Genomic DNA, 25447 nt, shown 5'->3' with positions numbered 1-25447 from the left:
CCTCACGTCCGACCGGGCCATCGGCCGCGCCGCCGACGCCAAGCTGCTCGGCTCGGGCTTCTCGGGCAACGCGTACACCGCGCACGGTCGTGCGCGTGAGCCTGAGATCGCGGCGTGGGTGGCCGCGACCCACGGCATCCAGCCCTCGTCGGCGCTGTTCCACGCCGTCGTCGAGAAGCGGCACCTTGCGACACCGGACGGCATCGGCGTCGATATGTCGGGACGCATCACGCTCGCCGAGATCAAGACGACGAACAAGGCCTGGCGCAGCATCCCGCGTTCCTACCTCCGGCAGGTCTGGTGGCAGCAGCACGTGCTCGGCGCCGAACGCACGCTCGTGGCCTGGGAGCAGCACGACGGCTTCGTGCCCGTCGACGACGAGCCCCGCTGCGCGTGGGTGGATCGCGACGAGGCCGAGATCGCGAAGCTCGTCCGCCTCGCCACCGCCCTCATCGACGAGCTCTATCTGCGCACGACGCGCTCGCGTCAGCAGCAGGGTGAGCGGATGCCGCAGCCGCCGACTGCGCCCCGCCAGCCGTTCCGCGCGCTGGCCCTCGCCGACTGAGCCCGCGGAGCCTGCCGCGGCGCGGCTGCGCCCGGCCGCTCATCGGAGCATGATCACACGCCGGGCATCGGCATCCCACACCCGCGCGCCGGTCGCCTGCCCGACGAAGTTCGGTGCCGTGATCAGCCGCATCGCCGTGGCGAGTCTCGCGGCCGTGAGCCCGCGCGCCAGCGTGATGTGCGGCGTCCATCGGTCGGTCCCGGTGTTCGAGAAACGCGGCTCGGGTCGGCCCGCGATCTCCGCGACGGCGCGGTGGATCGCCAGCAGCTGCGAGCTCACGACGACATGCCGCGCCAGCACGTAGCGGTCGCGATGACCGAGCACCACGACTCCTGCGAGCTCGAGGGCGACGGGCAGCAGCTCGGCGACCCCCTCGAATGCCGACGGATCGAGCCGGTCCCGCACCGCGAGCGTCAGGTGCGGGCGGTTGCTCGGCGCGGGATTGCGGCCCGAGCTCGGCAGATCTGCCGCGAGCAGGCGATCCCAGTCATCCCGGACCGCGCGATCGAGCTCGGCATCCGGAATCAGCTCGACACTGAACACGCCTCCATCCTGCTCGCAGAGACCGCGCCGCGCGACGAGACGCGGCGCTCAGCGTGCCTGTCCGGCCGCCTCGATCCTCGCAGCCTCGATCCTCGCCGCCTCCACCGAGGCCGCCTCCACCGGCTCGGGGTCGCCACCGCCGCCGCCACTGTCCGGGCTCCGGCCATCGATGCCGGCCTTCTCGACCTCGGCGCCCGCCTGCGCAGGATCCCAGCCGGGCTTCGGCACGGAGTCGATGAGCAGCCGGGTGTACGCGTGCTGCGGGTCGGCGAGCAGCTCGTCGGTGCGCCCGCGTTCGACGATCTCGCCGCGGCGCATCACCACGGTCTCGTCGCACACCCGCCGGACCACCGCCAGATCGTGGCTGATGAACAGCACCGTCAGGCCGCGCTCGCGCCGGATGCGGTCGACGAGGTCGAGCACCTGCGCCTGCACCGAGACGTCGAGCGCGCTCGTCGCCTCGTCCATCACGAGCACGTCAGGTTCGATCGCGAGGGCGCGCGCGATCGCGACACGCTGGCGCTGTCCGCCCGAGAGCGTCCGGGGCCTCGCCGCCGCGTGCTTCTCCCCCAGCCCCACCTGCGCGAGAAGATCCCGTACTCGCGAGCGCGACTCGGTCGCATCCAGCCGCTTCTTGCCGCGAGCACTGCCGTGCAGGCGCAGGGCGTCCTCGATCGCCCGACCGGCGGTGATGCGCGGATCCAGCGAGAGGTACGGATCCTGGAAGACCATCTGCACGCTGCGCGCGTGCGCCAGTCGCTCCCGCCGGCCGCGGGGAACGGCCCGTGCACGTCCGTCGATGCGGATGTCGCCGCCGTCGGCGCTCTCGAGGCCGACGATCAGGCGCGCCAGCGTGGACTTCCCCGAGCCCGACTCCCCCACCACACCGAGCGCGCCGCCACGCGGCACGGCGATCGAGGCGTCGACCACAGCGCGCACGGGGTCCTTCCCGCGCCGGTGATAGGTCTTCGAGATCCCGCTCGCCTCGAGCATCGGCACGCGTGGCGGTCCTCCGCTCCCCGCGGATGTGTCACCGCCGGCATCCGCACCATCGCCGTGCGCAGGTCCGCCGCCCTTCGACGACTCGCCTGTCAGCGGATGCGGGAGGTCGTCCTGTCCAGAAGAGTCCCCGACGCTGTGCCCGGTCGGCGTCGGAGGACTCGTGAAGAGCGTCGGCGTCGCGGCCACGAGGCGCCGGGTGTACTCCGCCTGCGGCCGGCGCAGCACGTCGCGCGCAGGCCCCTGCTCGACGATGTGCCCGCCGCTCATGACGTAGACGCGGTCGCAGAGCGAGGCGGCGAGGTTGAGGTCGTGCGTGATGAACAGCATGCCCATGGCGCGGCGCGCGCGCTGCTCGCTGAGCACGCCGATGATCTCGGCCTGCGTCGTGACGTCGAGAGCGGTGGTCGGCTCGTCGCACACCAGCAGTCGCGGCGACGTGGTGAGCGCACCCGCGATCATGACGCGCTGCAGCATGCCGCCCGAGAATTCGTGCGGATACTGGCGCAGGTGCTCCTCGGGCCGCGGCAGGCGCACGGCCGCCAGCAGTTCGACGGCGCGTGCTGTCGCGGCATCCGTCGACCACCCCTCCGCCAGCCGCAGCGCCTCGGTGAGGTGGTCGCCGATCGTGCGCATCGGGTTGATGCCGGCGCGCGGGTCCTGGAAGATCATGGCCGCGCCGTGACGACGCAGCCCGCGCAGCTCGGACGAGGTGGCGGTCAGCACGTCGGCCCCGCCGAGCACGACCCGACCGGCGGTGACGGCGCCCGCCGGGAGGAGGCCGAGCACGGTGCGGGCCGTGAGCGACTTGCCCGAGCCGGACTCGCCGACGAGGCCGACGGTCTCACCCGCGGCGACCGAGAGCGAGATGCCGTGGAGCAACCGCGTGCCGTCGGCGAGATCGAGCGTCAGATCACGGATGCCGAGCAGGGCGTCGCCGAGCACCGCAGGCCCCTCGGGGGCACCGACAGCTGCCGGATCCGCGACGACCGAATCGCGTGCGTTCATGCCGGGATCCCTCCTCCGATGCGATCGGAGACGTCTTCCCCGATGATGTTGACCGCTACGACGACCACGACCACGGCGACTGCCGGCACGATCGCCGGGAGGAAGTGTCCCCCGATGAGGCCGGCCTGCGCCTCGTTGATCATCGCGCCCCAGTCCGCGGTGGGCGGCTGCACGCCGAGACCGAGGAACGACAGTGCCGCGAGCTCCGCCAGCACGTAGCCGAAGTTGAGCGTCGACTGCGCGCCGACGATGGGGGTGACGTTGGGCAGCACGCGCCGCAGCGCGATCCACGGGCCGGAGAACCCCTGCACGCGATAGGCCGCGACGTACGGGCGGCTGCTCTCAGCAGCGACGAGCGAGCGCGTCAGGCGGGCGACGAACGGGGCGTAGGCGATGCTCATGGCGATCACCGGCGCGACCAGGCCTTTGCCGAACAGCGCCACGGCCATGATCGCGATGAGCAGCGACGGGAAGGCGAAGAGCACGTCGAACACGCGACCGAGTGCGGCATCGATCCAGCCGCCGCGCCACCCCGCGACCAGCCCGAGAAGGATGCCGAGCACCGTCGACGCGATGACCACGAGGAGCGGCCCGAGCAGGGCCGTGCGCGCACCGTAGATGAGGCGGCTCAGGGTGTCGCGTCCCAGACTGTCGGTGCCGAGCCAGTGCGCGGCGCTCGGACCGGCGTTGACCGCGGCGAAGTCCACGGCGTCCGGGTTGTACGGGGCGAGGAACGGCGCGAAGATCGCGGCCAGGGTCATCGCCGCGACGACCGCGACGGCGATCACGAGCGTGATTCCGGCGCGTCGCCGCCGAGGCGCCCGCAACACGCCGATGGCGAGTGTGGCAGGGCTCGTGCGTGACGCGCTCGGCGCGGACGGCGGGCTCGACGGGCTCGGCGCCTCGGCCGGCAAGGGGGTCGTGGAAGTCATCGGGCACCGGCTCCGGCAGCGGATCGGGGGTCGATCCAGGGTTCGAGGACGTCGATCACGGCGTTGACCAGCACGAACGCGGTGACGACGAGGAGGACGATCGCCTGCACGACCGGGAAGTCGAGCCGGTCGACCGACTGCACCAGCAGCGAGCCGATGCCGGCGAGGCCGAAGGCCGCCTCGACGATGGAGCTCGACACGAGCAGACCGGCCACCAGCATCCCGCTCACCGTCAGGATCGGTCCGACGGCGTTGCGGAAGACATGGCGGCGCACGACCGTGCCGCGACGGATGCCGCGACTGAGCGCCACCTCGACATGTTCACGGTCGAGCTGCTCGATCATCGACGAGCGGGTGACCTTGCCCACGAGCACGACGAAGACGATCGCGAGCGCGATGGACGGCAGCACCAGGTGGTACACCGTGTCCCAGAAGCCGTCGCCCGACCCGAACGACGGGAACCAGCCGAGCTGCACCGCGAAGACCGCGATGAGCACGATCGAGCCGACGAAGGACGGCACGGCGCCCAGCACCGTGAGTCCGATGAGGATCGAGCGATCGGCGATGCGCCCGCGCGAGAGTGCCGCGAACGCACCGGCGGTCAATCCGATGACCGCGATCATCGTCCCCGCCATCACGACGAGCCCGAGCGTGACCGGCAGACGCTCGCCGAGCACGACCGTCACGTCCTGCCGGTACTGCAGGGAGCGGCCCAGATCGCCGTGCAGCAGGCCTGACACCCACGTCAGGTACTGCTGCCACGGCGGCAGGTCGAGCCCGTACTGCGCGGTGATCTGCGCCACCGCCTCGGGGCTCGGCTTGCGACCTCGCAGGAGGAACGCGACGGGGTCGCCCGGCACCAGGAACCGCGAGAAGAAGACGAGGACCGATGCCAGGAACAGCGTGAGCAGCAGACCGCCGAGCTTGCCCGCGATCCGGCGGACGGCGATCATGACGCGACCTCCCCCGCCCAGCCGGCCGGACACGGCGCGGCACGGAGTGCGGGCGCCCCGCTCCGGTCACCGCGAGCCAATGGTCGCCGCCCATGGGTAGTAGAGGAACGCCACCGACGGTGCGACACCGGTCACGCGGTCCCCCAGGAAAACGGTCATCGGCCCCTCGAACAAAGGCAGCCAGGGCAGCTGCTCGTTCGCGATGCGCTGCGCCTGAGCCGTGACCTCGCTGCGCTGCGCGGGGTCGTCGATCGCCACGGCCTCGTCCACGAGTGCGTCGAAGTCGGGGTCGCTCCAGCCGCCGTAGTTGCTGAACTCGCCGGTGCGCAGCACGCCGTACATCTCGAGGGGGTCGGGACTCGAGAGGTACCAGGAGGTGTAGAAGAGGTCGACGCCCTCGCGCGCGGTCGGGTCGGAGAACAGCGCCGTGTACGCGCTCGGGCTGACGGTCTGGATGGTCGCCTTCAGGCCGATCGACTGCGCGGCGGCCGCCGCGCCCTGCGAGATCACGGCGAAGTCGTTGCCGAGCGGTGCCGTCGCGATGACGATCTCCTCGCCCGCGACGCCCGCGTCGTCGATGAGCTTCTTCGCCGCGTCGAGGTCGTACGGATACTCCTCGAGCCCGTCGAACGCCTGATCGAGCGCCCCCTCGCTCGCGCCGACCCAGACCGACTCGGTGGTGAGCGCGTCTGTGACCTCGCCGTAGCCCTGGGCCGCGGCATCCATGATGCCCTGACGGTCCATCGCCATCAGCAGCGCCTGGCGCACGCGCTGGTCACCGAGCGGACCGTCGAGATCGCTCACGATCAGGCTGCCGACAGCCGTGTTGAGACCGAAGTACACGTCGCCCTTGCCGGAGCCCTGGAGCTGCGCGATCGCATCCGGGGGGATCATCCACCCGCCGTCCACCTCGCCGGACTTCAGAGCGTTGACGCGGGCGTTGGGATCGGTCATGAAGAGGATCTCGACCTCGCCCGCGTGAGCGCGCAGCGAGTCGTCCCAGTAGTCGTCGTACCGCGTCAGCGTCACCGACTCGCCCGGCTTCCAGTCGGCCAGCGCGAAGGGCCCGGTGCAGTTCACGAGGCCGGTGGAGTTGCCGTAGTCCGCACCCTTGTCGGCCAGGGTCGCGGCGGATTCGACGACTCCCGCCGAGCCGCCCATGGCGAGGTTGAACTGGGAGTCCGGCCGGGTCATCGTGACCGTGACCTGGCGCTCACCGGTCTGCTCGATCGCGGCGACGTTCTGGTACACCGAGAACCACGACGAGCCGACCTCGGGGTCGAGGTGGCGGCTCATCGAGGTGACCACGTCGGCGGCCGTGAGCGGCGTGCCGTCGTGGAAGGTGACGCCGTCGCGGATCGTGTACACCCAGGTCTCGGGGGTCGGATGCTCGAACGACTCTGCGAGGCCTGGCGACAGCGTGTAGTCGGGGTTGAGGCGCAGCAGCGACTCGCACACGTTCGCGAGCACCTGGTTGTCGGCGTAGTCGAACGCGTAGGCGTAGTCGAGCGAGTACGGCTCGGAATAGCTCACCCAGGTGAACGAGTCGATGTCGGCGGACGGCGCCGCCGTCTGGGCGGTGAGCTCCCATTCGGGCGCGGCGGTCGCATCGGGCTCGGCGTCACCCGGGCTGCACGCCGACAGGACGAGCACGCCGGCGAGACCGGCTGCTGCGAGAGCGCCGAGTCGACGGACGGATGGTCGACGGGCGATTCGTCGGGTGGGGGTCATGGTGCTCCTCGGGTTCAGACGGCTGTGTCGGGTGGAGAAGGGGCTCGGGTGGGCGTGGGTGTGGGCGTGTGAAGGGTCAGCCGTTGCTCGCCGCGGCCACGGGCGACGACGCGCCGATGCTGACGTTCGCCGCGTCTTCGCGGGCGTAGACCCGCTCGCCGTCGATCCAGGTCGAGGCGACCCGGCACGCGTGGAGCTCCTCCGCCGGGACCGCGAAGGGGTCGGGCTCGACGACCACGAGGTTCGCGAGGTACCCGGCGCGCAGGTAGCCGGTGTCGTGGTCGCGGTGGTTCACGTAGGCGGTGCCGGACGTGTACGCGGCGAGCGCGGTCGCCAGATCCAGTCGCTGGTGCGCGCCGCCCAGCGGCGGGGCATCCGACAATGGAGCGACCCGGTTGACGGCGATGTGCACGCCGGCCAGCGGGTCGGCGCTCGAAACGGGCCAGTCGCTGCCACCGGCGAGGCGCACGCCGGCGCGCTGCAGATCGCCGAAGGGGTATTGACGGGATGCCGCGGACTCGGCGAGGAACGGCAGCGTCAGCTCGTCCATCTGGTCTTCGTGGCACGCCCACAGCGGCTGCATGTTCGCCACCGCGCCGAGCGCTGCGAAGCGCGGCACATCGGCCTCGTCGATGATCTGGATGTGGGCGAGGTGGTGCCGCCCGTCGGTGTCGCCGTTGGCTTCGGCGGCCGCCTCGAGCGCGTCGAGCGCCTCGCGCACGGCGCGGTCGCCGAGGGCGTGGAAGTGCAGCTGGAAGCCGGCCGCGTCGGCCGCGATCGCGTACTCGGCGAGCCGCTCGGCGGGGATGAAGGACAGCCCCCGATTGTCGGTGTCGTGCCCGTGCGCGTCGCGGTACGGCTCCAGCATCGCCGCGGTGTGGTTCTCGGCGACCCCGTCGACCATGAGCTTGATGGAGGTGAGCGAGAACCGGTCCTCGCGACCGAGCTCGGCGATCTCGGCACGCAGACGGATCATGTCGTCGAGCTGCTCGATGCCGTCGGCCCGCTCCCACCACTGCGCGCCCACGACGTGCGCCTTGAGCGTGCCGTCTGCGAGTGCGCGCCGGTACGACGCGAGCCCGCCCGCGATCCCGGGGAAGTTGCCCACGAGCGCGTCCTGCCATCCTGTGATGCCCTGCGCGAGCAGGTCCTCCTGGGCACGCAGGAGGCCCGCGTAAGCGAGATCCTCCGAGACGGTGGGCCGAACGCCGGCGAAGAGGTCGGTCGCTCCCTCGTGGAAAGTGCCCGCCGGGAAGCCGTCCGCCTCGCGCTCGATGCGCCCGTCGGCAGGGTCCGCGGTCGCGGCATCCACTCCGGCGAGGCGGATCGCCGCAGTGTTGGCCCAGGAGGAATGGTGGTCGCGGCTGGCGAGCAGCACCGGCCGGCCGGGCACGATGGCGTCGAGCGCTCCGCGCAGCGGCGCGCCGCCGGGGAAGTGGTCCATCGACCAGCCGCCGCCCACGATCCATTCCGCATCGGGGTTCTCCGCGGCGTAGCGGGCGATCGTCGCCAGCGCATCGGCGGCGTCCTCGGAGCCGGTGAGGTTGCACTGCAGCAGCTCGACGCCGCCCGACATGGGATGGATGTGCGCGTCCTGAAAGCCCGGGGCCAGCAGCGCACCCGCCAGATCGACCACCTCGGTCTCGGGGCCGATGAAGACGGATGCCGCCTCCTCGGCGCACACGGCGGCGATGCGGCCACCGCGCACCGCGACGGCGAAGCCTGTCAGCGCCGCAGGACTGCCCGCGGTGACGAGGTCGGAGCTGAACAGCGCGCCTCCGGTGAACACGGTGTCTGCGAACGGCGTCTGTGCGTCGTCGGGAACGGCAGCGGTCACGGGACCTCTCCTTCGTCATCGAGCGGGGTTGCTTGACGATAGACGTGCGTCATCGTCGTTGTCAACGGCGTTGACCAATTCGAGATCGCACCCGGTATGCTCGGGCGTCACGGCGTCGTACTGAGATGCCGTGGCACGATGAACGGTGACGGAAGCGGGAAGATGGCGGCACGCAGCGGAGCGACCGAGAAGGCCGGCGGCAGGCGCCTGGACCGCGCCACGATCATCGCGGCCGGATTGGAGCTCGCCGAGACGGCGGGATCGCCATCCGTCTCCGTTCGCGAGCTGGGCGCCAAGCTCGGGGCCGACCCCACCGCCATCTATCGGCATTTCCGCAGCAAGGACGACCTCATGGGCGCCTTGCTCGACGAGCTCACCATGCGCAGCCTCGCCGCCGTCACCGCGCCGCCCGAGCAGTGGCAGGAGCGATTGCGCCAGTTCGCGGCCGCCACGCTCAGCGAGCTCTCCCGCTACCCCGCCATCGGGCAGGAGGCCATCGTGCTCACCACGCACGGCCCCGGCGAGCTCGACGCGATCGAGTTCATGCTGGACGCCTTCTCTCGCGCGGGCCTGACAGGCGAGGACCTCGTCCAGCACTACGCCCTCCTGGCGACGCACGTGCTCTCATCGGCAGCAGGCGTCGCGCGGGCGCGGACCGAGCGCGGCAGCGCCGCACCGTCAGACCCCAGCCCCTGGTTCGAGGGCCCGCTGCTGGTCGATCCCATCAAGCACCCGCACATCGCCCAGATCTCGCCGCAGCTGCTGGAGCTCGAGGACCGCGAGCTCTACTCGCTCGGCGTCGAGTGGGTCATCCGCTCCGCCGAGCGCACCGCGCGTCCCGTCTGAGCCCCCTGCGTCACGCTGCGGGGCCGGCGACATCCTGAGCTCTGTGAACGGATGCCGCGGCCGAACGTCCGCCGAGCCTTCATCTGCTCTGATAGTTGACGCACATCAACCATCGGGTGTATAGTTGACCCATATCAACTGTTGACCCATGTCAACCATCTTCTGCGCCACCGTCGCCGCACCCCCTCGAATCAACACCAGCGAGAAGGACTCCTATGGCTACGTCCACCCCCGCGACCGGGTCGGTCGCCACTTCCGCCGCCGGCAGCACCGTCGACGACGAGAAGCGCCGTCACCGCAAGGTGCTGCAGGCGCTCACCGGGCTGCTGCTCGGCATGTTCGTGTCGATGCTCGCGTCGACCGTCGTCTCGACGTCGCTGCCCGTCATCGTCCACGACCTGGGCGGCGACCAGGCGGCATTCACGTGGGTCGTCACGGCCACGCTGCTGACCACCGCGATCTCCACCCCCGTCTGGGGCAAGCTCGCCGACCTGTTCAACCGCAAGCTCCTCATCCAGATCGCCATCGTGATCTTCGTGCTCGCGACGGCGGCTGCCGGCTTTTCGCAGGACACCGGCACGCTCATCGCGTTCCGCGCCGTGCAGGGCATCGGCGCCGGCGGTCTCGCCGCCCTCAGCCAGGTCATCATGGCCGACATCATCAGCCCGCGCGAGCGTGGCCGCTACATGGGCCTGTTCGGTGCTGTCATGGCCGTCGCGACCGTCGGCGGCCCGCTCCTCGGCGGCTTCATCACCGACACGATCGACTGGCGCTGGAACTTCTTCATCGCGCTGCCCTTCGCGGTCGCCGCACTCATCATCATGCAGCGCACGCTGCACCTGCCGGCTCGCCCGAAGGTCAAGGCGCGGATCGACTACTTCGGCATCGTGCTGCTGTCGACCGCCGTCTCGCTTCTGCTCATCTGGGTGACCAACGCGGGCAAGGACTACGACTGGTGGAGCACCGAGACCATCCTGATGGTCGGCGGCGCGCTGCTGGCAGCCGTGCTGTTCGTGATCGTCGAACTGCGCTCGAAGGAGCCGCTCGTTCCGCTCACCATGTTCCGCAACCGCACGTTCACGCTCGCGGTCATCGCGTCGATCTCCATCGGCATCGCGATGTTCGGCACGTCGGTCTTCCTCAGCCAGTACATGCAGCTGGCGCGCGGTGCGACGCCGACCGAGGCCGGCCTGATGACGATCCCGATGATCGCCGGCCTGCTGCTGGCATCGATCGTGATCGGTGGACTCGTGACCCGCACCGGCACCTGGAAGCCGTTCCTCATCCTGGGTGGCGTGCTGCTGATCGCCGGCTCGTACCTGCTGTCGACGATCCACTACGACACGAACTTCGTGCTGGTCTCGCTGTACATGTTCCTGCTCGGAGCAGGTGTCGGCATGACGATGCAGAACCTCGTGCTCATCGTGCAGAACACCGCGAAGCCGAGTGAGATCGGTGTTGCGAGCTCGGGTGTGACGTTCTTCCGCAGCCTCGGCGGCACCATCGGCGTGTCGGTCATGGGCGCGGCGCTCGCCACCTCGGCGACCAACCTGTTCACCGACCGCAAGGACGACATCCTCGCCGCGCTCATGACGCTCGGCGAGAAGGGCGCGGCCATCGGCGAGCAGCTCCAGTCGGGCACCATCCCCCAGGTGTCGGCGCTGCCCGAGGCGATCCGCGTGATCGTCGAGGACATCTACGCCCAGGCCATCGCCCACTCGTTCCTGATCGCCGTGCCGCTGGCCGTGATCAGCCTCATCGCGATCATCTTCCTGCCGAACAAGCCGCTCACCCGCATGACGACGAGCGAGCGCGTGCAGGCCAGCGAGGCCGACTTCGCCACGGTCTCGGTCGCCGAGGGCATGGATGTGCTGACCGCCACGGCGACGGTGAAGACGACGGATGCCGCGGCCTCCACCTCCGGTACCGGCAGCGCCACGACCGGGTCGGCGGAGGACGCCACGGACGATTCGAACGTCACCCGGCGATAATGTCGAACACGATGACCTCCGAAGACACTCGAGCGGCGCGCACCGATGCGGTGCGCGCCCTCGAGGCGGAGTTCGGGGAGCTGATCACCCGCTTCCGGCGGATCATCACCGAGAACGCGAACCGCGTGAGCCCCGGCATGCTGCCCGGCGCCTACAAGGTGTTCACCACCATCGTCCGTCGCGAGAGCATCACGCTGTCGGCGCTGGCCGAGTCCCTCATGGCCGACAAGGGCCAGATCAGCCGGACGGTGCGCGAGCTCGAGCAGCTCGGTCTGATCCTGCGCACGCCCGACCCCGACGACGGCCGCTCGAGCCTGCTCTCCCCCACGCCGTTCGGGCTGGAGCGGCTCGCGGAGGCGCGGGCGCCTCAGGAGAGCCTGCTGGTCGACGCCCTCGACGAGTGGCCGGTCGACGACATCCTGAACCTGACGCGCCTGCTGCACGCGCTCACCCTCGGCGAGCGCCCGACCTCCTGACGCGGGTCACGCCTCGACGAAGTCGTACTCCTGGAACTCCGCGACCTCCGGCACCCAGCGCTCCGCCACGAAGGCCACGTGGGTCGGGTGGTCGTTGTAGGTGCGGTAGGCGGCCTCGTCGGCGAAGACCATCGAGAACTGATGGCGGAGACCGCTCTTCGCACTCACCTGGCGGTTCACCCGGAAGTCCTCGACGCCCGGGATCGATGTGAGCGCGGCCCGGCCGTCCGCGAGGAATGCCGCCTCCTCCGGCGACTCGGCTGCGTGGACCAGGCGGAAGACGACGGTGTGCTGAAGGGCGGCATGCGGAAGAGACATGGGTCGAGTCTGCCGCGTCAGCGCTGCGCCTGCAGCGCCGTGAGGTATCTGAGCGTGCGTTCGGCCAGATCGTCCTGACTCGAGGCGAGCGGTCGCCAGACCGAGGCGGCTACCGCGATGGTGGCGTTCTCACCGGTGAAGCTCTCCAGCCCGAGGATGCCGCCGTACCCGGCATCGTCCAGCGCCGCCAGGGTGGCGGGCCAATCGGTGTGGTCGTCGCCGACCGCACCGCGGTCGCTGCCGCACACCTGCACGTGGGCGATGTGTCCGGCGGCGGAGCGGATGGCCGCCTCCGGTCGCTTCTCCTCGATGTTGAGGTGGTACGTGTCCAGAGCCAGCCCGAGCCCCGAGCCGAGCAGCGGCGCGAGCGCGTCCAGGCCCTGCTCGACCGTGTTGATCACGCTCGTCTCATAGCGGTTCAACGGCTCGACAGCGAGCGCGAGACCCTCTGCGGCGGCCTCGTCCACAAGAGGCGCGAGGTTGCGCCGCAATTGCGCGACGACCTCGACACGCTCGTCGGCGGTCATGCGCCAGGTCACCCCGGTGGGCGCATAGAACGGGCCCGCGACGACGGATGCCCCGACCCGGCGCGCGGCGGCCAGGCAGGTGCGCAGGTAGGCCTGGGTCGCCGGCACGTTGCCCGCGCGGTCGACCAGCGAGCGTCCCGGCCCCATCGCTCCGATCACCACGGGCTGCAGCGCCAGTGAGGCGAGGAGGTCGCCGGCGCGTCCGGCATCCCAGTCCCCCGCATTCTCGAGCGGGAGCTCGATCGCGCCGAAGCCCATGCCGGCGATCTTCGGCGCGAGCTCGGCGAGCGATTCGTCGGTCAGCGGCGAGGTCCACACCCAGGTGTTGACGCCGATCGTGCGCTGCATGACTCTCCTTCGCCTGCGTGGGGCGTTTCGTCTCGCTGGCGCTCGCTCAACGACCGGACACGATGCCGGTCGTTGAGCGAGCGAGGAACGCGGTCGTTGAGCGAGCCTGCGAGTCGAAACGCAGAGACGCAACGTCGCGCAGCGCGTGACTTACGGGATCTGGCGCTCCTGCCAGACCTCGGGGTAGCCCGGCAGGTTCTCCCCGCCGAACTTGGCGTAGTGGCCGTCGGGCATGCCGTCGTTCGCCTCGAGGTACTGGTCGACCTCCTCCGCGGTGATCGGGCTCTGCGGCAGCACCCACTCCTTGGGGATCTCCTCGCCGGCGAAGATCTTCTGCGCCGCCAGCAGCGGGGTGCGCCACTGGAAGTTGGAGTAGACCGGAGCCAGACCGGTGAGGCCGGTCTCCTTCCACTTGCGCAGGAAGCTCATCTCGTCCTCACCCGTCATGACGGGGTAGTCGACACCGGCATCCTCGAACGCCTCGATCGCCGCGACGGCGCCGTCACCGGCATCCATCCAGATGCCCGCGACGTCGCCCTTCGCGAGCTCGTCGCTGATGATGCTCTTGATCTCAGCGGGGTCGGCGCCGGTGAAGTAGTCGACCGCCTCGATGCCGGCCTCCTCGAACATGTACTCGGCGGCGGCCCAGCGCTGCTCGAGCACGTCGACGCCGGGAAGGATGCGGAGTCCCACCACCTTGTCGCCCTCCTCGAGGTTGTCGATGAGGAACTGCGCGGTGTCGATGCCCCAGGCGAAGCCGCCGATGGGATGGATGAACGTCACCGGGCAGTCGGTCTCCACGCCGCGGTCGAACACGATCACGGGCTTTCCGGTATCGCACGCGCGCTCGACCGCCGGGGTCATCGCGGCCGTGCTGTTCGGCGAGATGATGAAGACGTCGCAGCCGCCCTCCGAGATGAAGTAGTCGATGTCGGCGATCTGCGTGTCGTCGGAGTCCTGCGCGTCGCGCGTCTCCATCTCGCTGATGACGCCTTGCTCCTGCAGCACCTTCAGCTGCTGGTTCATGGTGATCCAGCCGGTCTGGCGCCACGGGTTCGAGATGGAGGCGTTCGCGAAGCACGCCTTCTTCGGACCGGTGCTCGCGTACTCCGACGTGTCGATCATCTCGGCGTCGATGTGCTGCAGATACGGCTCGTCCTCGGGGCCTTCGGGCACGACCTCTCGCTGCGCCATCTGGGTGTCGAACAGCGCCTGGTCGAACCACTCGTTGGCGCCGCCGTCCTCGGTCGGCTCCGCCGACGAGTCCGGTGGTGCCACGTTCGGGTCGGTCGTGCACCCCGCGAGGGCGAAGAGGCCGACGAGCGCCACCGTTGTGGTGGCGATCTTCATTGATCGTCGCATTGCTAACTCCTGTTGTTCGGTGCGGCGCCCTCGCCTGCGAGGGCCTGTGTTGCGGACGACTCCTCGGCGCCGTCGGGCGCGTCGGGTTCCTTCCCCGGAGAGGGAGGGGTCTGTGGTGCGCCGCCGCGTCTGCGGGATCGGAAGACGAGTCCCGAGTACGCCACGGCGGCGATGATGATGACGCCCTGGACGGCGTCGCGCAGCGACGATGGGACGCCGGCGATGTTCAGGAGCAGGAAGAGCGCCTCTAGCACGAAGGCTCCGGCCACCGCGGCGACGATCCAGCCCCGCCCACCGCCGAGCACGACGCCGCCGAGCACGACCGCCGTGATCGCGACGAACTCGTAGCCTCGGCCCACCGACGGGTGCACGCCGGCATAACCCACGAGCAGCACCGCCGAGACCGTCGCCGACAGCGACGAGATCATGAAGGCACGCGTGGTCACCCACCAGTCGCGCGCGCCGGAATAGCGCGTCGCCCGGGCGTTGTCGCCGATCGCGATGAGGAGCTTGCCCAGCGGGCGCTTGGTGACCCAGATGCCGAGCGCGAGCCACGCTGCCAGCACGAGCACCGACCAGGGCAGGAAGTCGAGCACCGGGATATCGCGGATGCCGCCGCGGCCGATCTGACGGAAGCTGTCGGCCGGGTTGCCGGTGGCTGCGCCGCCGGTCCACCACAGCACGAGGCCCAGGAGGGCGAGCATCATGCCGAGCGTCACGATGAACGACGGCACTTTGAGGAGCGTCGTCAGCAGGCCGTTCACGAGTCCGACGACGAGTCCGAGCACCACCATCAGGCAGAGCACCGGGACGGTGCGTGCGTCGTCCTGGGCGACGAGGTTGCCGGCGACGATCACCTGCGCGGTGATCAGAGAGCCCTGCGACAGGTCGAACTCGCCCGCGATGATGACGAAGTACTGGCCGATCGCGACGATGGCGACCGGGGCCACTCGCTGGATGTAGCGCATGAGCTGCCCGGGCTCCGCGAAGTTCGGATTCAGCACCATGACGGCGACGAGCAGGATCACCAGCAGCAGGAAGACGGCGCCGCGGGGGCTGACGAGGGCTGTGAGGAACTTCATCGTGCACCTCCCTGCATCGATGCGCCGCCATCGGCCGCATCGGCCTCCGCTTCGAGCGCCTGGGTCGCCGCCACCATCGCCGGCGCGGCCGCCTCGGCAGGCGCATCGCCGCCGGTCCTCGTGCCGCCCGGCCCGAAGCGTGTGCGGCGCCGGACGATCGCCCGGCGGCTGTACACGGCGACAGCCGCGACGATCACGACGCCCCGGACGACATCCTTGAGGAAGGGGTTCACCTGCATGACGCTCATGACGTTGTCGACCACCGCGAAGATCGCGACACCGCCGATGGTGCCCCAGACCGATCCGCGGCCGCCCATGAGCAGGGTGCCGCCCAGCACGACGGCCGCGATCGAGAGGAGCGCGTAGCCGCCCTGCTGCCCGACCGTGGGGCTGCCGACTCCCAGCCGGCTCGCCAGCAGCAGTCCCGCCAGACCGGCGAACACCGAGCACAGGACATGCGCCACGATCAGCGGCGGCCTCGTGCGCACGCCCGAGAGTCGTGCGACCTCGGGGTCGCCGCCCACGGCGAACAGGTGGGCACCGGTGCGCGTGCGCCCGAGGAGGAACCACACCACCGCGGCGAGCGCGATCATGATGATCCACGACACGGGAAGCGGCCCGACGCCGGTCGCGCCGATCAGCTGGAATGCCCACGGCACCGATCCGGCGCTGCCCTGGAAGCTGGTGTTGAGGACGCCCTGCAGAATCAGGCCGACGCCGAGGGTCGCGATGAATCCGTTCACCTTCAGCACCGTCACGATGAGCCCGTTCGCCAGTCCGATGGCCGCACAGACGATGAGGGTCAGCGCCACCGCCCACGGGATGTTGGCCGGGTTGCCGTTCATGGTGGTGGCTGCGATGAGGCTCGCGAGGCTGATGACATAGGTGACGGAGAGGTCGAGCGACGCGCCCAGGATGACGAGCGTCTGCCCGATGGCGACCAGCCCGAGCACGCTCATGCCGGTGAGGATGTCGCGGATGTTGCCGGGGCTGAAGAAGCTGCGGCCGACGGTCGCGACCAGGATCGCCCCCACGGCGATGACGAGGATGAGGATGCCGAGCACGATGACCGTCGAGTCGACTCTGATGCGCTTCACGGCCGGTCCCCTCCGTCCTCGAGGCGGGGATCGGCGATCTCGGCTGCCGCCGCCGCCGTGTCCATCGACCCCGTCGCGGCGGCGAGCACCTCATGCTCCGCGGAGCGCGCGGGAAGCTCGGCGGCGAGCTCGCCGTCGCGCATCACGAGGATCCGATCGCTCATGCCGATCACCTCGGGCAGCTCGCTCGAGACCATGAGCACCGCCTTGCCCTCCGCGGCCAGCTGGCGCATGAGCTGGTACACCGCGACTTTGGCGCCGACATCGATGCCGCGGGTGGGCTCGTCGAACAGCACGACCTGGGGGTCGGTCACGAGCCATTTCGCGAGCACGACCTTCTGCTGGTTGCCGCCCGAGAGGAACCGCGCCTCCTGGTCGACGCCGCGCGACGACACCTCGAGGGAGCTCAGGATGCCGGGGACGCGCTTGCGCGATGCGCCGGTGCGTCCGGCGAAGACGCTGCGGACCACGAGCAGCGAGTTGTCGAGCACGGACTGGCCGAGGGCGAGCCCCTGGGCCTTGCGGTCCTCGGTGACGAGCGCGAGACCGGCACGGACGGCGGTTCGCGGGCTCGTGAAGCGCACGGACCGGCCGTCGAGGATCACCGACCCGCGGGTGAACCCGTGGACGCCGAAGATGCCCTCGACGAGCTCTGTACGACCGGAACCCTGCAGGCCCGCGAGTCCCACGATCTCGCCCGCCCGCAGTGTCAGCGAGACACCGTCCACGAACTCGTTGCCGCAGCCGGTCAGCTCCAGCCGGGGGGCTCCGAGCACGGTGCCCTCGACGGGGCCGGGGAAATAGGACTGGAGCGGCCGGCCGACCATGCGGCGGACGAGCTCAGCGTCGGTCAGGTCCGCCGTGGCGTCCGTCGAGACCCGCGCGCCGTCCTTCAAGATCGTGATGCGGTCGCAGAGGTCGAAGATCTCCTTGAGCCGGTGCGAGACGTAGACGACCGCCACGCCACGGGCGGTCAGCTTGCGGATGATCGCGTAGAGGAGCTCCACCTCGTGATCGCTCAGGGCCGCTGTCGGCTCATCCATCGAGATGACGCGCGCGTCGAACGAGAGCGCCTTGACGATCTCGACGATCTGCTGCTCGGCGACGGTGAGCGATCCCACGCGCGCACCCGGGTCGATGAACGTGACGCCGAGTCCTTCGAGGAGCGTCCGGGTGTGACGCTGCATCCCCTTGTCGTCGATGAACCCGCCTCGGCGGGGTTCACGGCCGAGGAAGACGTTCTGCGCCACCGTGCGCTCGGGCAGGAGATTGAACTCCTGGAACACCGTCACCAGCCCCGCATCCATCGCCTGGCGCGGATGGGTGAACGCCACGGGGCGGCCCTCGAACTCCACCGAGCCGGCGTCGGCGTGGTGCACGCCGGCGAGGATCTTCATGAGCGTGGACTTGCCCGCGCCGTTCTCGCCGACCAGTCCGTGCACCTCGCCGCGGCGGACGTCGATGTCGATGTCGGTGAGGACGCGCACGCCGAAGAACGACTTCGAGATCCCCTGTGCGCGCAGGACGACCTCGGGGCCGCCCGACGGCACCGGCGTGTCTGACAGCATCGTGTCGCTCATGCGGGGACCTCGATCCAGGATCGGCGCTCCGCGGACTCGAGCACGGCATCGGTGACGACGGCGGCACGCACCCCGTCTGCGAAGGTGGGCAGGCCCTCGGGCGGCTCGCCGGCGATCGCGCGATAGACATCGGCGACGAAGCCGTCGAATGCGTCCTGATACCCCATCGGATGCCCGGCCGGAAGCGACTGCAGTCGGGCCGCGTCGGGGGCTGCCGTGGCGGGGTCGCGCAGCGTGAGCCGTGAGCCCTTCCGCGCGCCGATCCACAGCTCCTCGGGGCGCTCCTGATCGAAGCGGATGCTGCGGCGACTGCCGTGCAGCTCGATGACCAGGGCGTTCTTGCGTCCCGGAGCCGTCTGCGACACGAGGAGGGTGCCGAGGGCGCCGGACTCCGTCTCGATCAGGACGGCGGCCACGTCCTCGTTGGTCACCGTCCGGCCCCGCCGCTCATCGAAGATCCGGCGCGTGCGGGCTGCGAGGCGCACGATGCGCTCCCCCGTGACGAACTCGACCAGGTCGCACAGGTGCGAGCCGATGTCCGCGAAGGCACGCGATGCACCACCGGTCGCGGCATCCGCCCGCCAGTCGTCGTCGTCCTGCCGCAGCATCCAGTCCTGCAGATACGCACCCTCGAGGGTGAGGAGCGTGCCGATGCGGCCCGAGGCGACGCGCGCACGCGCCTCGCGGACCATCGGGTGGTAGCGGTATACGAACGGCACCGCCGCGACCACACCGGCGTCATCCGCTGCCTGCGCGAGCGCCCGAGCATCGGCGACCGACGTGGCGAGCGGCTTCTCGCAGACAACATGCTTGCCGGCGGCGAGCGCCGCCGCTGCGAGGGGCGCATGGGTCGCATTGGGGGTGCAGATGTGCACCACATCGACATCGGATGCCGCGAAGAGCCGGGCCGCATCGTCCTCGGCCCGTGCGACGCCGAGTTCCCGCGCAGCCGTCTCGGCGCGCCCGCGGCTCGATGATGCCACCGCTGTCAGGCGGGCACCCGCGCGCCGGGCCGCTGCGGCATGAACCCGCGCCATGAAGCCGCCGCCCACGAGCCCCGTGTGGACGGTGTCGACACCGATGTCGATGACTTCCGTAGTCATGCCGCGATCATGGCACGAGCCCTCCGACTTTTGCCACATGTTCGTCAAAAGTGACCTGGTTGTGATCTTCAAGTCGCCAGCAGGCCCGCTGGAAGCCTGTGCTTTACTGTCGCCATGGTCGATGCAGTGCGCGGCAGCGGAGCCGCCGGCGGCAACGGTGCGGGCGAGATCTTCCAGATCCTCCGCGACGGCCGTGCCCGCACCAAGGCCGAGCTCGCCACGCTCACCGGCCTGGCGCGCTCCACCGTCTCCGGCCGCGTCGACGCTCTCCTGGCCGCCGGCCTCGTGCGCCCCGCCGGCGAAGCCGCCTCAACCGGCGGACGCCCGCCCGCCCGGGTCGCCTTCAACCCTCTGGCCGGCATCGTGATCGCTGTCGATCTCGGGGCGACGCACGCCACCGTCGCACTCGCCGACCTCGCAGCGAACATCCTCACCGCCAACACGCACCCGCTCGACATCGCGGGCGGCCCGGAGCGCGTACTCGACTCGGTGATCGCGGAGGCCGCCGCCCTCCTCGAGCATCGCGGCATCCCGGCGTCGCAGGTGGTCGGCGTGGGCATCGGCGTACCCGGCCCGGTCGAGCACTCCACCGGCCGCCCGACGAACCCGCCCATCATGCCCGGGTGGGACCGGTTCGACGTCCCGCACTATGTGCAGCGCAGCTTCGACGTGCCCGTCCTCGTCGACAACGACGTCAACATCCTCGCCCTGGGCGAGCAGGCCCTCAGCTGGCCGGGAGTCGCCGATCTCATCTTCGTCAAGGTGTCCACCGGCATCGGCGCCGGCATCATCTCGGGCGGCGCGCTGCAGCGCGGCGCGCAGGGCTCGGCGGGCGACATGGGCCACGTGCAGGTGCCCTTCAGCCACGACTCGCCCCGTCCCCCCGGGGATCAGCGCGACCTGGAGGCCATCGCGAGCGGCACCGCCATCGCCGCCGATCTGCGCGCGCAGGGCATCGAGACGGCCGGCAGCTCGGACGTGGTCGCGCTCGTGCGCGCCGGTCACCCGGCGGCGATCACGGCGACGCGGCAGGCGGGCCGAGAGGTCGGCGAGGTGCTCGCCACCGTCGTCAACATGCTCAACCCGTCGGTGATCGTGATCGGCGGCAGCGTGGCACGCGCCGGCGAGCACCTCCTCGCCGGTGCCCGCGAGGTCGTCTACCGTCGCTCCATTCCGCTGGCGACACAGCATCTGGGCATCGTCCAGTCCCAGGCCGATGACACGGCGGGGGTGCTGGGCGCGGCGATCATGGTCACCCAGCAGGTGCTCTCGCCATCGGCGGTGGAGGCCCGCGCCGTCCGCACGTGACGAGCGGTCGGTCCACATGGAACATTCGGCAATCGTGTGCCACCACTCGCCCCCATGAGCCTTGCTCCTGATGTCAGTGGTACACCGACCCCCACCGGTAGCACCGGCGTAACACGGGTGAGACGAACGCAGGGTTGACTGTCTGCACCGGGTTCAGTTCTGGTGCCGACGCCGGCACCCCCGCGGAAGGAGTGCGGCACGATGATCCGACCGCTGCGATCGACACCCGAAGCACCGCTCGCCCCCGTGGCAGCACCGCCCGCCGACATGCGCGCCATGGTCGTAGACGCCGCCGGCGCGCCCGACGCCCTGCACGCGGCATCCGTTCCCGTCCCCTCCCCCGTGCTCAGCGAGCTGCTGGTGCGGGTGGTCGCTGCGGGCGTCAATCCGATCGACGCGAAGACCCGCGCCGGCGCCGGTGTGGCGGGCGCGATCGACGCGTACCCGGCCACCCTCGGATACGACTTCAGCGGCATCGTGGTGAAGAGCCCCTATGAGGCGCACGCCTTTCCGCCGGGCACCGAGGTGTTCGGCATGGCGTCGTTCCCTCGCACGGGCGGCACGTATGCCGAATACGTGGTGGCGCCGTCGCTCTCGGTCGCACGCAAGCCGGCGGCGCTCTCGCACGTCGAAGCGGCCGGTGTGCCCCTGGCCGCGCTGACGGCGTGGGGGCTGGTGGTCGAGACCGCCCACGCGCACGAGGGGCAGCGCATGCTGATCCACGCGGGCAGCGGCGGAGTCGGACATTTCGCGGTGCAGTTCGCCGCGTACTTCGGCGCCCACGTCACCGTCACCGCATCGGGTCGCAACGCGTCGTGGCTGCGCGAGCTCGGCGCCTCCGTGGTCATCGACTACACGACGACGCGGTTCGAAGAGGTCGTCGGCGAGGTCGATGTCGTCATCGACCTGGTCGGCAACGTGCAGGCCGAGACGGCCACCCGGTCTCTGGAGGTGCTGCGCAGCGGCGGTCTCTACGTGCTCGTGCCGACCGGTTCGTGGCCGGGCTACGCCGAGGCGGCGGCGGAGGCGGGCGTTCGCATCACGTCGTACAAGGTCATCCCCGACGGCGGTGCGCTCGCGACCATCGCCCGGCTGCTGGACTCGGGCTCGGTGCAGGTATACATCGAGCAGGTCTTCGAGCTCGGCGAGGCACCGGAGGCGCACCGCGCCATCGAGACCGGGCACACCCGCGGCAAGGTCGTGCTGCGCGTCAGCGACGGCTGACCCCGCTCGCCCTCGGCGTCGCCCCCGAAGAGGTTCAGACGGGGGCGAGCACGCGGCGCCCCTCGGCCACCACGGCGCCGGCGATCGCGTCGAGCAGCGGCGAGCGCAGGTTCCACTGCTGCCAGTGCAGGGCCACATCGACCGGAGGGCCGCCCAGCAGCACCAGCTCGCCGCGCTCCAGCGCATCGTGCGACTGGAAGCGCGGCAGCATCGCCCACCCGAGGCCGAGACGCACGGCCGCCGCGAAGTCGTTCGACGCGGGCACGTAGTGCCGCGGCGGGCGGGCCGGCTCGACCCCCTGCCGCGCGAGCCACGCGTTCTGCAGGTCGTCGCGGCGGTCGAAGTCCACGAGCGGTGCATGGGGGAGATCTTCCGCGCGCTCCCCCGTCAGCCATCGCTCGACGTAGCCGGGAGTGGCAACCGCCTCGTAGCGCATCGCGCCGAGCGCCGAGGAGCGGCATCCTGCCACGGGCACTGCCCTCGAGGTGACCGCCCCCATCACCGTGCCCGATTCGAGCAGTCCGGCGGTGAAATCCTGGTCGTCACGGTGCAGATCGAAGACGACGGGATGCCGCCGCGCAAGGTCCGCCATCGGGGCGAGGAACCACGTGGCCAGCGAGTCGGCGTTGACCGCCAGCGGCACGCTCGTCACCGCCGTCTCGCCGTCGTCGGCTCCGAGCTCGGCGAGCGCGTCGTGCTCGAGCAGCGCCAGCTGTCGCGCCAGGCGGATCACCGATGTGCCCGCGTCCGTCGCCCGCACCGGCTTGGAGCGCACCAGCACCAGCCGCCCCAGCTGCTCCTCCAGCGCCTTGATCCGCTGGCTGACCGCCGACGGCGTGACGTGCAATCGGCGGGCGGCGGCGTCGAGGGTGCCTTCGTCGACGACGACGGCGAGTGTCTCGGCCAGCTCGAAGGGAATGCGCATCTTAACTACGGCTAATGGTACTGAAGATCCGTGAGCTGGACTACTGTCACCACCGCTCGTACCGTCGAAGGGTGCTCTCTCCCGTCCTCGCAGGCCTCGGCCTCGGTCTGTCACTCATCATCGCGATCGGCGCGCAGAACCTCTTCGTGCTGCGCCAGGGCCTGCGCCGGGAACACGTGCTCGCAGTCGCGGCGATCTGCGCCGTCTCGGATGCCGTCCTCATCGCCCTCGGCGTCTCGGGGGTCGGCTTCGTACTGGAGGCCGTGCCCTGGCTGATCGACGTGGTCCGCTGGGCCGGTGCGCTGTTCCTGGTCGCCTACGGTGTGCTGGCCGCACGACGCGCGTGGAAGCCGACGGGGGCGGCTCTCGGAGCAGAAGACACCGAAGAACCCGCAGAATCGACGATTCCGCCCGACACCACCCTTCGGCGCCGCGCCGCCTCCGTCGAGCCGGCCCGCGCCGGCGCGGATGACTTCCTCCTCGAGCCCGATGTCTCGGCTGAGCAGGTGCGCAGCGACATCCGCACAGCTTCGCCCACGGGCCCCCGCACGCGACTGGTCTCGGTCGTGCTCACGTGCCTGGCGCTCACGTGGCTCAACCCTCATGTGTACCTCGACACCGTGTTCCTTCTCGGCACGGTCGCGAACACGCACGGAGAAGCCCGCTGGCTCTTCGCCGCCGGCGCCATGGCTGGGAGCCTGGTCTGGTTCTTCGGTCTCGCGTTCGGGGCGCGGCTGCTCGGCCGCTGGCTGTCGACGCCGCGGGCGTGGCGCATCCTCGACGGCGTGATCGCCGTCGTCATGATCGGCCTCGGCGTCTCGCTGGTGCTCCCCCACTGACGCTGCCCGATCTCCGCCACGGCCGCCGCGGGCGGCCGTGGCGGATATCGCATCCCACCGGCTCGGCACTCGTCGCGCGGCGTCACCAGACGGATGCAGGCAGCGCGATCTCGTCGAGCACGCTCGAGTGCTCGGGGATCCAGCCGAGCGCGCGCGCACGCGCGCCGGTCGCCTGCTGGTCGAGCAGGAGCGCATCGGCGAAGGCGACGCCGAAACGTTCGTAGGTGTCCTCCGCCGTCGCGGCGACCACTCCTGCCCGAGCAGCCACTCGCTCCCCGATCTCGCGCACCGTGGTGGGTGCACCGTCGGATGCGATGATGCGCCCGCGCGCCGCGGGCGTGGTCAGCGCGAGTTCGTAGAGCCGGGCGAGATCGTCGACATGCACCCAGCTCCAGTGCTGCTCTCCGTCGCCGATCAGCCGGATCGCCCCGTCGGGTGTCCGCGGACCGTCGACGATCAGGTTCAGCAGCCCCCTCCCTCGGCCGTAGACGACGCCCGGGGCGAGCACCGTTGCATCGACGTGCGAGGCCAGCAGCCGCTCCTCGATCGCCACCCGCCACGCGACGAGTTCGGGTGCGGAGAGCGGTGCGGTCTCGACGATCTCCGCGCCGGAGCCCCACACCCAGACACCGCTCGTCAGCACGAACCGCTTGTCCGTATGGGAGTACGCGGCGATGACGGTGTCGACCACCGCCGTGTTGAATGCGGGGGCGCCGTCCGAGGGCGCGGCGGTGTGCACGGCGGCATCCGCCGCGTCGAGCTGCTCCGCGAACCAGGCTCGGTCCGTCACGTCGCCCTGCGCGGCGAGCGCGCCGCGCGCGTGCACCTGCGCCGCCGCCCCCGGTGTGCGCACGACGGCGACCACCTCATGGCCCGACGCGACCAGGCGCTCGAGCAGGGCGGAGCCGATGTATCCGGTCGAACCGGTCAGTAGAATCCTCATTCGGCAACAGTATGAATTCGATACCGGTTACTTCAACGGAACTTCCCGGGAGGTAACCGAGCCGACCGCCGACGCGAGAGAGACGAGCACGCGATGAGTGACGACTTCGCCCCGCGCCCCACGCCCCCGATGGATGTGCTCGACCCCGCGTGTCCGAGCCGCATCGTGTTCGGGCGAATCGGCGAGCGCTGGACGATGTTCGTCATTCTCGCGCTGGCGGACGGCCGGCCGAAGCGGTTCACGGATCTCAAGGCCCGCGTGGGCGTGGTGACCGCGAAGGTGCTGACCGAGACGCTGAGGGCGCTCGAAGCCGACGGCCTGGTCTCCCGGCAGGCCTTCCGCGAGTCGCCGCCGCGGGTGGAGTACACACTCACCGAGCTCGGCTGTTCGCTGCTGGAGCCGATCCAGGCGATGCGCGAGTGGGCCGAGCAGCACGTCCCCGAACTGCTTGCCTCACGCGAGCGCGCTGCCGTTGCGAGCGGCGAGTGAACCGATCCCGTTCAGCGCTTGCGGAGCGAGGGATCCTCGATCTCGGCGACCCGCGCCGACACGATGGCCCGGATGGTGTCGTCGGACAGCGGCTTGTCGGGCTGGAACCGGATGGTGCCCTTGTCGAAGTCCAGCGCATCGCGGTCGGCGCCGGTCAGCGAGTCCGCGACGACCTCCGGAACGCGCCCGCTGAACGGGTACACCCCGATGTGCTTCTTCGTCCGCATCACGGCGATGAGGGCCTTGTCGCGGTAGAGCAGCGCGGGCATGCCGTAGCTCTTTCCCTGCGTGACGTCCGGGTGCAGCTCGCGGACGACGTCGAACACGTGCGAGACCACCCGCCTGTCGTCGGAGTCGAGGCTCTCGAGGTAGTCGTCGACGGTTCCCATGGCGGCATCCTGGCCCACCGGCCCGCCTCGCG

General features: G+C 70.5%; 24 protein-coding genes. 8 read left to right on the top strand and 16 right to left on the bottom strand.

The genetic code is table 11. From position 1 onward, the window contains the following. Positions 1–565, top strand: a 565-nt coding sequence (locus tag ACI3KY_RS16845; RefSeq protein ID WP_404931298.1) for a recombinase, incomplete at its 5' end; no start/stop codon positions are given. A 39-nt stretch (positions 566–604) separates the two neighbouring features. Here ACI3KY_RS16845 and ACI3KY_RS16840 read toward each other — a convergent pair. The 6 genes from ACI3KY_RS16840 to ACI3KY_RS16815 form a co-directional block, all read right to left on the bottom strand. After that, positions 605–1108: a 2'-5' RNA ligase family protein gene (locus ACI3KY_RS16840; protein ID WP_404931297.1), complete on the bottom strand. Its 504-nt coding sequence runs from the start codon at positions 1106–1108 to the stop codon at positions 605–607. 48 nt (positions 1109–1156) lie between these two features. Further along, entirely contained in the window at positions 1157–3115 is a 1959-nt protein-coding gene (locus ACI3KY_RS16835; protein WP_404931296.1) for a dipeptide ABC transporter ATP-binding protein, read from the bottom strand. Continuing rightward, a complete protein-coding gene (locus ACI3KY_RS16830) occupies positions 3112–4047 on the bottom strand; it encodes an ABC transporter permease (protein WP_404931295.1) in 936 nt (311 codons plus the stop codon). The genes ACI3KY_RS16835 and ACI3KY_RS16830 overlap by 4 nt, the downstream gene beginning before the upstream one ends. Continuing rightward, positions 4044–5000, bottom strand: coding sequence for an ABC transporter permease (locus ACI3KY_RS16825; protein WP_404931294.1), 957 nt, complete (start codon positions 4998–5000; stop codon positions 4044–4046). The genes ACI3KY_RS16830 and ACI3KY_RS16825 overlap by 4 nt, the downstream gene beginning before the upstream one ends. Before the next feature lie 66 nt (positions 5001–5066). Next, a complete protein-coding gene (locus ACI3KY_RS16820) occupies positions 5067–6731 on the bottom strand; it encodes an ABC transporter substrate-binding protein (protein WP_404931293.1) in 1665 nt (554 codons plus the stop codon). Between the two features lie 76 nt (positions 6732–6807). Further along, positions 6808–8568: an amidohydrolase gene (locus ACI3KY_RS16815; RefSeq protein WP_404931292.1), complete on the bottom strand. Its 1761-nt coding sequence runs from the start codon at positions 8566–8568 to the stop codon at positions 6808–6810. Positions 8569–8730: 162 nt separating this feature from the next. On the opposite strand from ACI3KY_RS16815, the gene ACI3KY_RS16810 reads away from it, so the two are divergent. The 3 genes from ACI3KY_RS16810 to ACI3KY_RS16800 all read left to right on the top strand — a co-directional run bounded on the left by ACI3KY_RS16810 (position 8731) and on the right by ACI3KY_RS16800 (position 11881). Then, on the top strand, positions 8731–9414 hold the full coding sequence (locus ACI3KY_RS16810; RefSeq protein ID WP_404931291.1) for a TetR/AcrR family transcriptional regulator: 684 nt from the start codon (positions 8731–8733) through the stop codon (positions 9412–9414). A gap of 215 nt (positions 9415–9629) precedes the next feature. After that, a complete protein-coding gene (locus ACI3KY_RS16805; protein WP_404931290.1) occupies positions 9630–11405 on the top strand; it encodes an MDR family MFS transporter in 1776 nt (591 codons plus the stop codon). A gap of 11 nt (positions 11406–11416) precedes the next feature. Next, positions 11417–11881: a MarR family winged helix-turn-helix transcriptional regulator gene (locus ACI3KY_RS16800; protein ID WP_404931289.1), complete on the top strand. Its 465-nt coding sequence runs from the start codon at positions 11417–11419 to the stop codon at positions 11879–11881. Between the two features lie 6 nt (positions 11882–11887). Here ACI3KY_RS16800 and ACI3KY_RS16795 read toward each other — a convergent pair whose 3' ends face one another. The 7 genes from ACI3KY_RS16795 to ACI3KY_RS16765 form a co-directional block, all read right to left on the bottom strand. Then, positions 11888–12199 carry a Dabb family protein gene (locus tag ACI3KY_RS16795; protein WP_404931288.1) on the bottom strand — a complete coding sequence of 104 codons (312 nt, stop codon included), beginning with the start codon at positions 12197–12199 and terminating at the stop codon, positions 11888–11890. 17 nt (positions 12200–12216) lie between these two features. Beyond that, positions 12217–13074, bottom strand: a complete 858-nt coding sequence (locus tag ACI3KY_RS16790) for a sugar phosphate isomerase/epimerase family protein (RefSeq protein WP_404931287.1) — start codon at positions 13072–13074, stop codon at positions 12217–12219. A 150-nt stretch (positions 13075–13224) separates the two neighbouring features. Beyond that, positions 13225–14424: a substrate-binding domain-containing protein gene (locus tag ACI3KY_RS16785; protein WP_404931286.1), complete on the bottom strand. Its 1200-nt coding sequence runs from the start codon at positions 14422–14424 to the stop codon at positions 13225–13227. A 14-nt stretch (positions 14425–14438) separates the two neighbouring features. After that, a complete protein-coding gene (locus tag ACI3KY_RS16780; protein ID WP_194413163.1) occupies positions 14439–15518 on the bottom strand; it encodes an ABC transporter permease in 1080 nt (359 codons plus the stop codon). Next, positions 15515–16615, bottom strand: a complete 1101-nt coding sequence (locus ACI3KY_RS16775; protein ID WP_404931285.1) for an ABC transporter permease — start codon at positions 16613–16615, stop codon at positions 15515–15517. The genes ACI3KY_RS16780 and ACI3KY_RS16775 overlap by 4 nt, the downstream gene beginning before the upstream one ends. Then, entirely contained in the window at positions 16612–18195 is a 1584-nt protein-coding gene (locus ACI3KY_RS16770; protein WP_404931284.1) for a sugar ABC transporter ATP-binding protein, read from the bottom strand. Before ACI3KY_RS16770 ends, ACI3KY_RS16775 begins: the two co-directional genes overlap by 4 nt. Continuing rightward, a complete protein-coding gene (locus tag ACI3KY_RS16765; protein ID WP_404931283.1) occupies positions 18192–19298 on the bottom strand; it encodes a Gfo/Idh/MocA family protein in 1107 nt (368 codons plus the stop codon). The genes ACI3KY_RS16770 and ACI3KY_RS16765 overlap by 4 nt, the downstream gene beginning before the upstream one ends. Before the next feature lie 114 nt (positions 19299–19412). Between ACI3KY_RS16765 and ACI3KY_RS16760 the strand changes: the two genes are divergently transcribed. Further along, a complete protein-coding gene (locus ACI3KY_RS16760) occupies positions 19413–20606 on the top strand; it encodes an ROK family protein (protein ID WP_404931282.1) in 1194 nt (397 codons plus the stop codon). A gap of 267 nt (positions 20607–20873) precedes the next feature. After that, complete coding sequence (locus ACI3KY_RS16755; protein ID WP_404931299.1) at positions 20874–21830, top strand: NADP-dependent oxidoreductase; 957 nt, start codon at positions 20874–20876, stop codon at positions 21828–21830. Between the two features lie 34 nt (positions 21831–21864). Here the strand turns inward: ACI3KY_RS16755 and ACI3KY_RS16750 are convergent, their stop codons facing one another. Beyond that, the gene (locus ACI3KY_RS16750; RefSeq protein WP_404931281.1) at positions 21865–22755 is read right to left on the bottom strand and encodes a LysR family transcriptional regulator ArgP; all 891 of its coding nucleotides are present in this window, start codon (positions 22753–22755) and stop codon (positions 21865–21867) included. Between the two features lie 71 nt (positions 22756–22826). Between ACI3KY_RS16750 and lysE the strand changes: the two genes are divergently transcribed. Further along, on the top strand, positions 22827–23594 hold the full coding sequence (gene lysE, locus ACI3KY_RS16745; RefSeq protein WP_404931280.1) for an L-lysine exporter: 768 nt from the start codon (positions 22827–22829) through the stop codon (positions 23592–23594). An 82-nt stretch (positions 23595–23676) separates the two neighbouring features. On the opposite strand, the gene ACI3KY_RS16740 is transcribed toward lysE, so the two are convergent. Continuing rightward, entirely contained in the window at positions 23677–24537 is an 861-nt protein-coding gene (locus ACI3KY_RS16740) for an NAD-dependent epimerase/dehydratase family protein (RefSeq protein WP_404931279.1), read from the bottom strand. Positions 24538–24630: 93 nt separating this feature from the next. Between ACI3KY_RS16740 and ACI3KY_RS16735 the strand changes: the two genes are divergently transcribed. Then, on the top strand, positions 24631–25026 hold the full coding sequence (locus ACI3KY_RS16735) for a winged helix-turn-helix transcriptional regulator (protein WP_404931278.1): 396 nt from the start codon (positions 24631–24633) through the stop codon (positions 25024–25026). Between the two features lie 11 nt (positions 25027–25037). Here ACI3KY_RS16735 and ACI3KY_RS16730 read toward each other — a convergent pair. Then, positions 25038–25447, bottom strand: a 410-nt coding sequence (locus ACI3KY_RS16730) for an iron chaperone (RefSeq protein ID WP_404931277.1), incomplete at its 5' end; no start/stop codon positions are given.

The sequence above is a fragment of the Microbacterium sp. ZW T2_14 genome (assembly GCF_044987405.1).
In the GTDB taxonomy this organism is placed as follows: domain Bacteria; phylum Actinomycetota; class Actinomycetes; order Actinomycetales; family Microbacteriaceae; genus Microbacterium.
The sequence above is the reverse complement of the archived record's forward strand: the minus strand, read 5'-3'. Positions and strand labels throughout refer to the sequence as shown.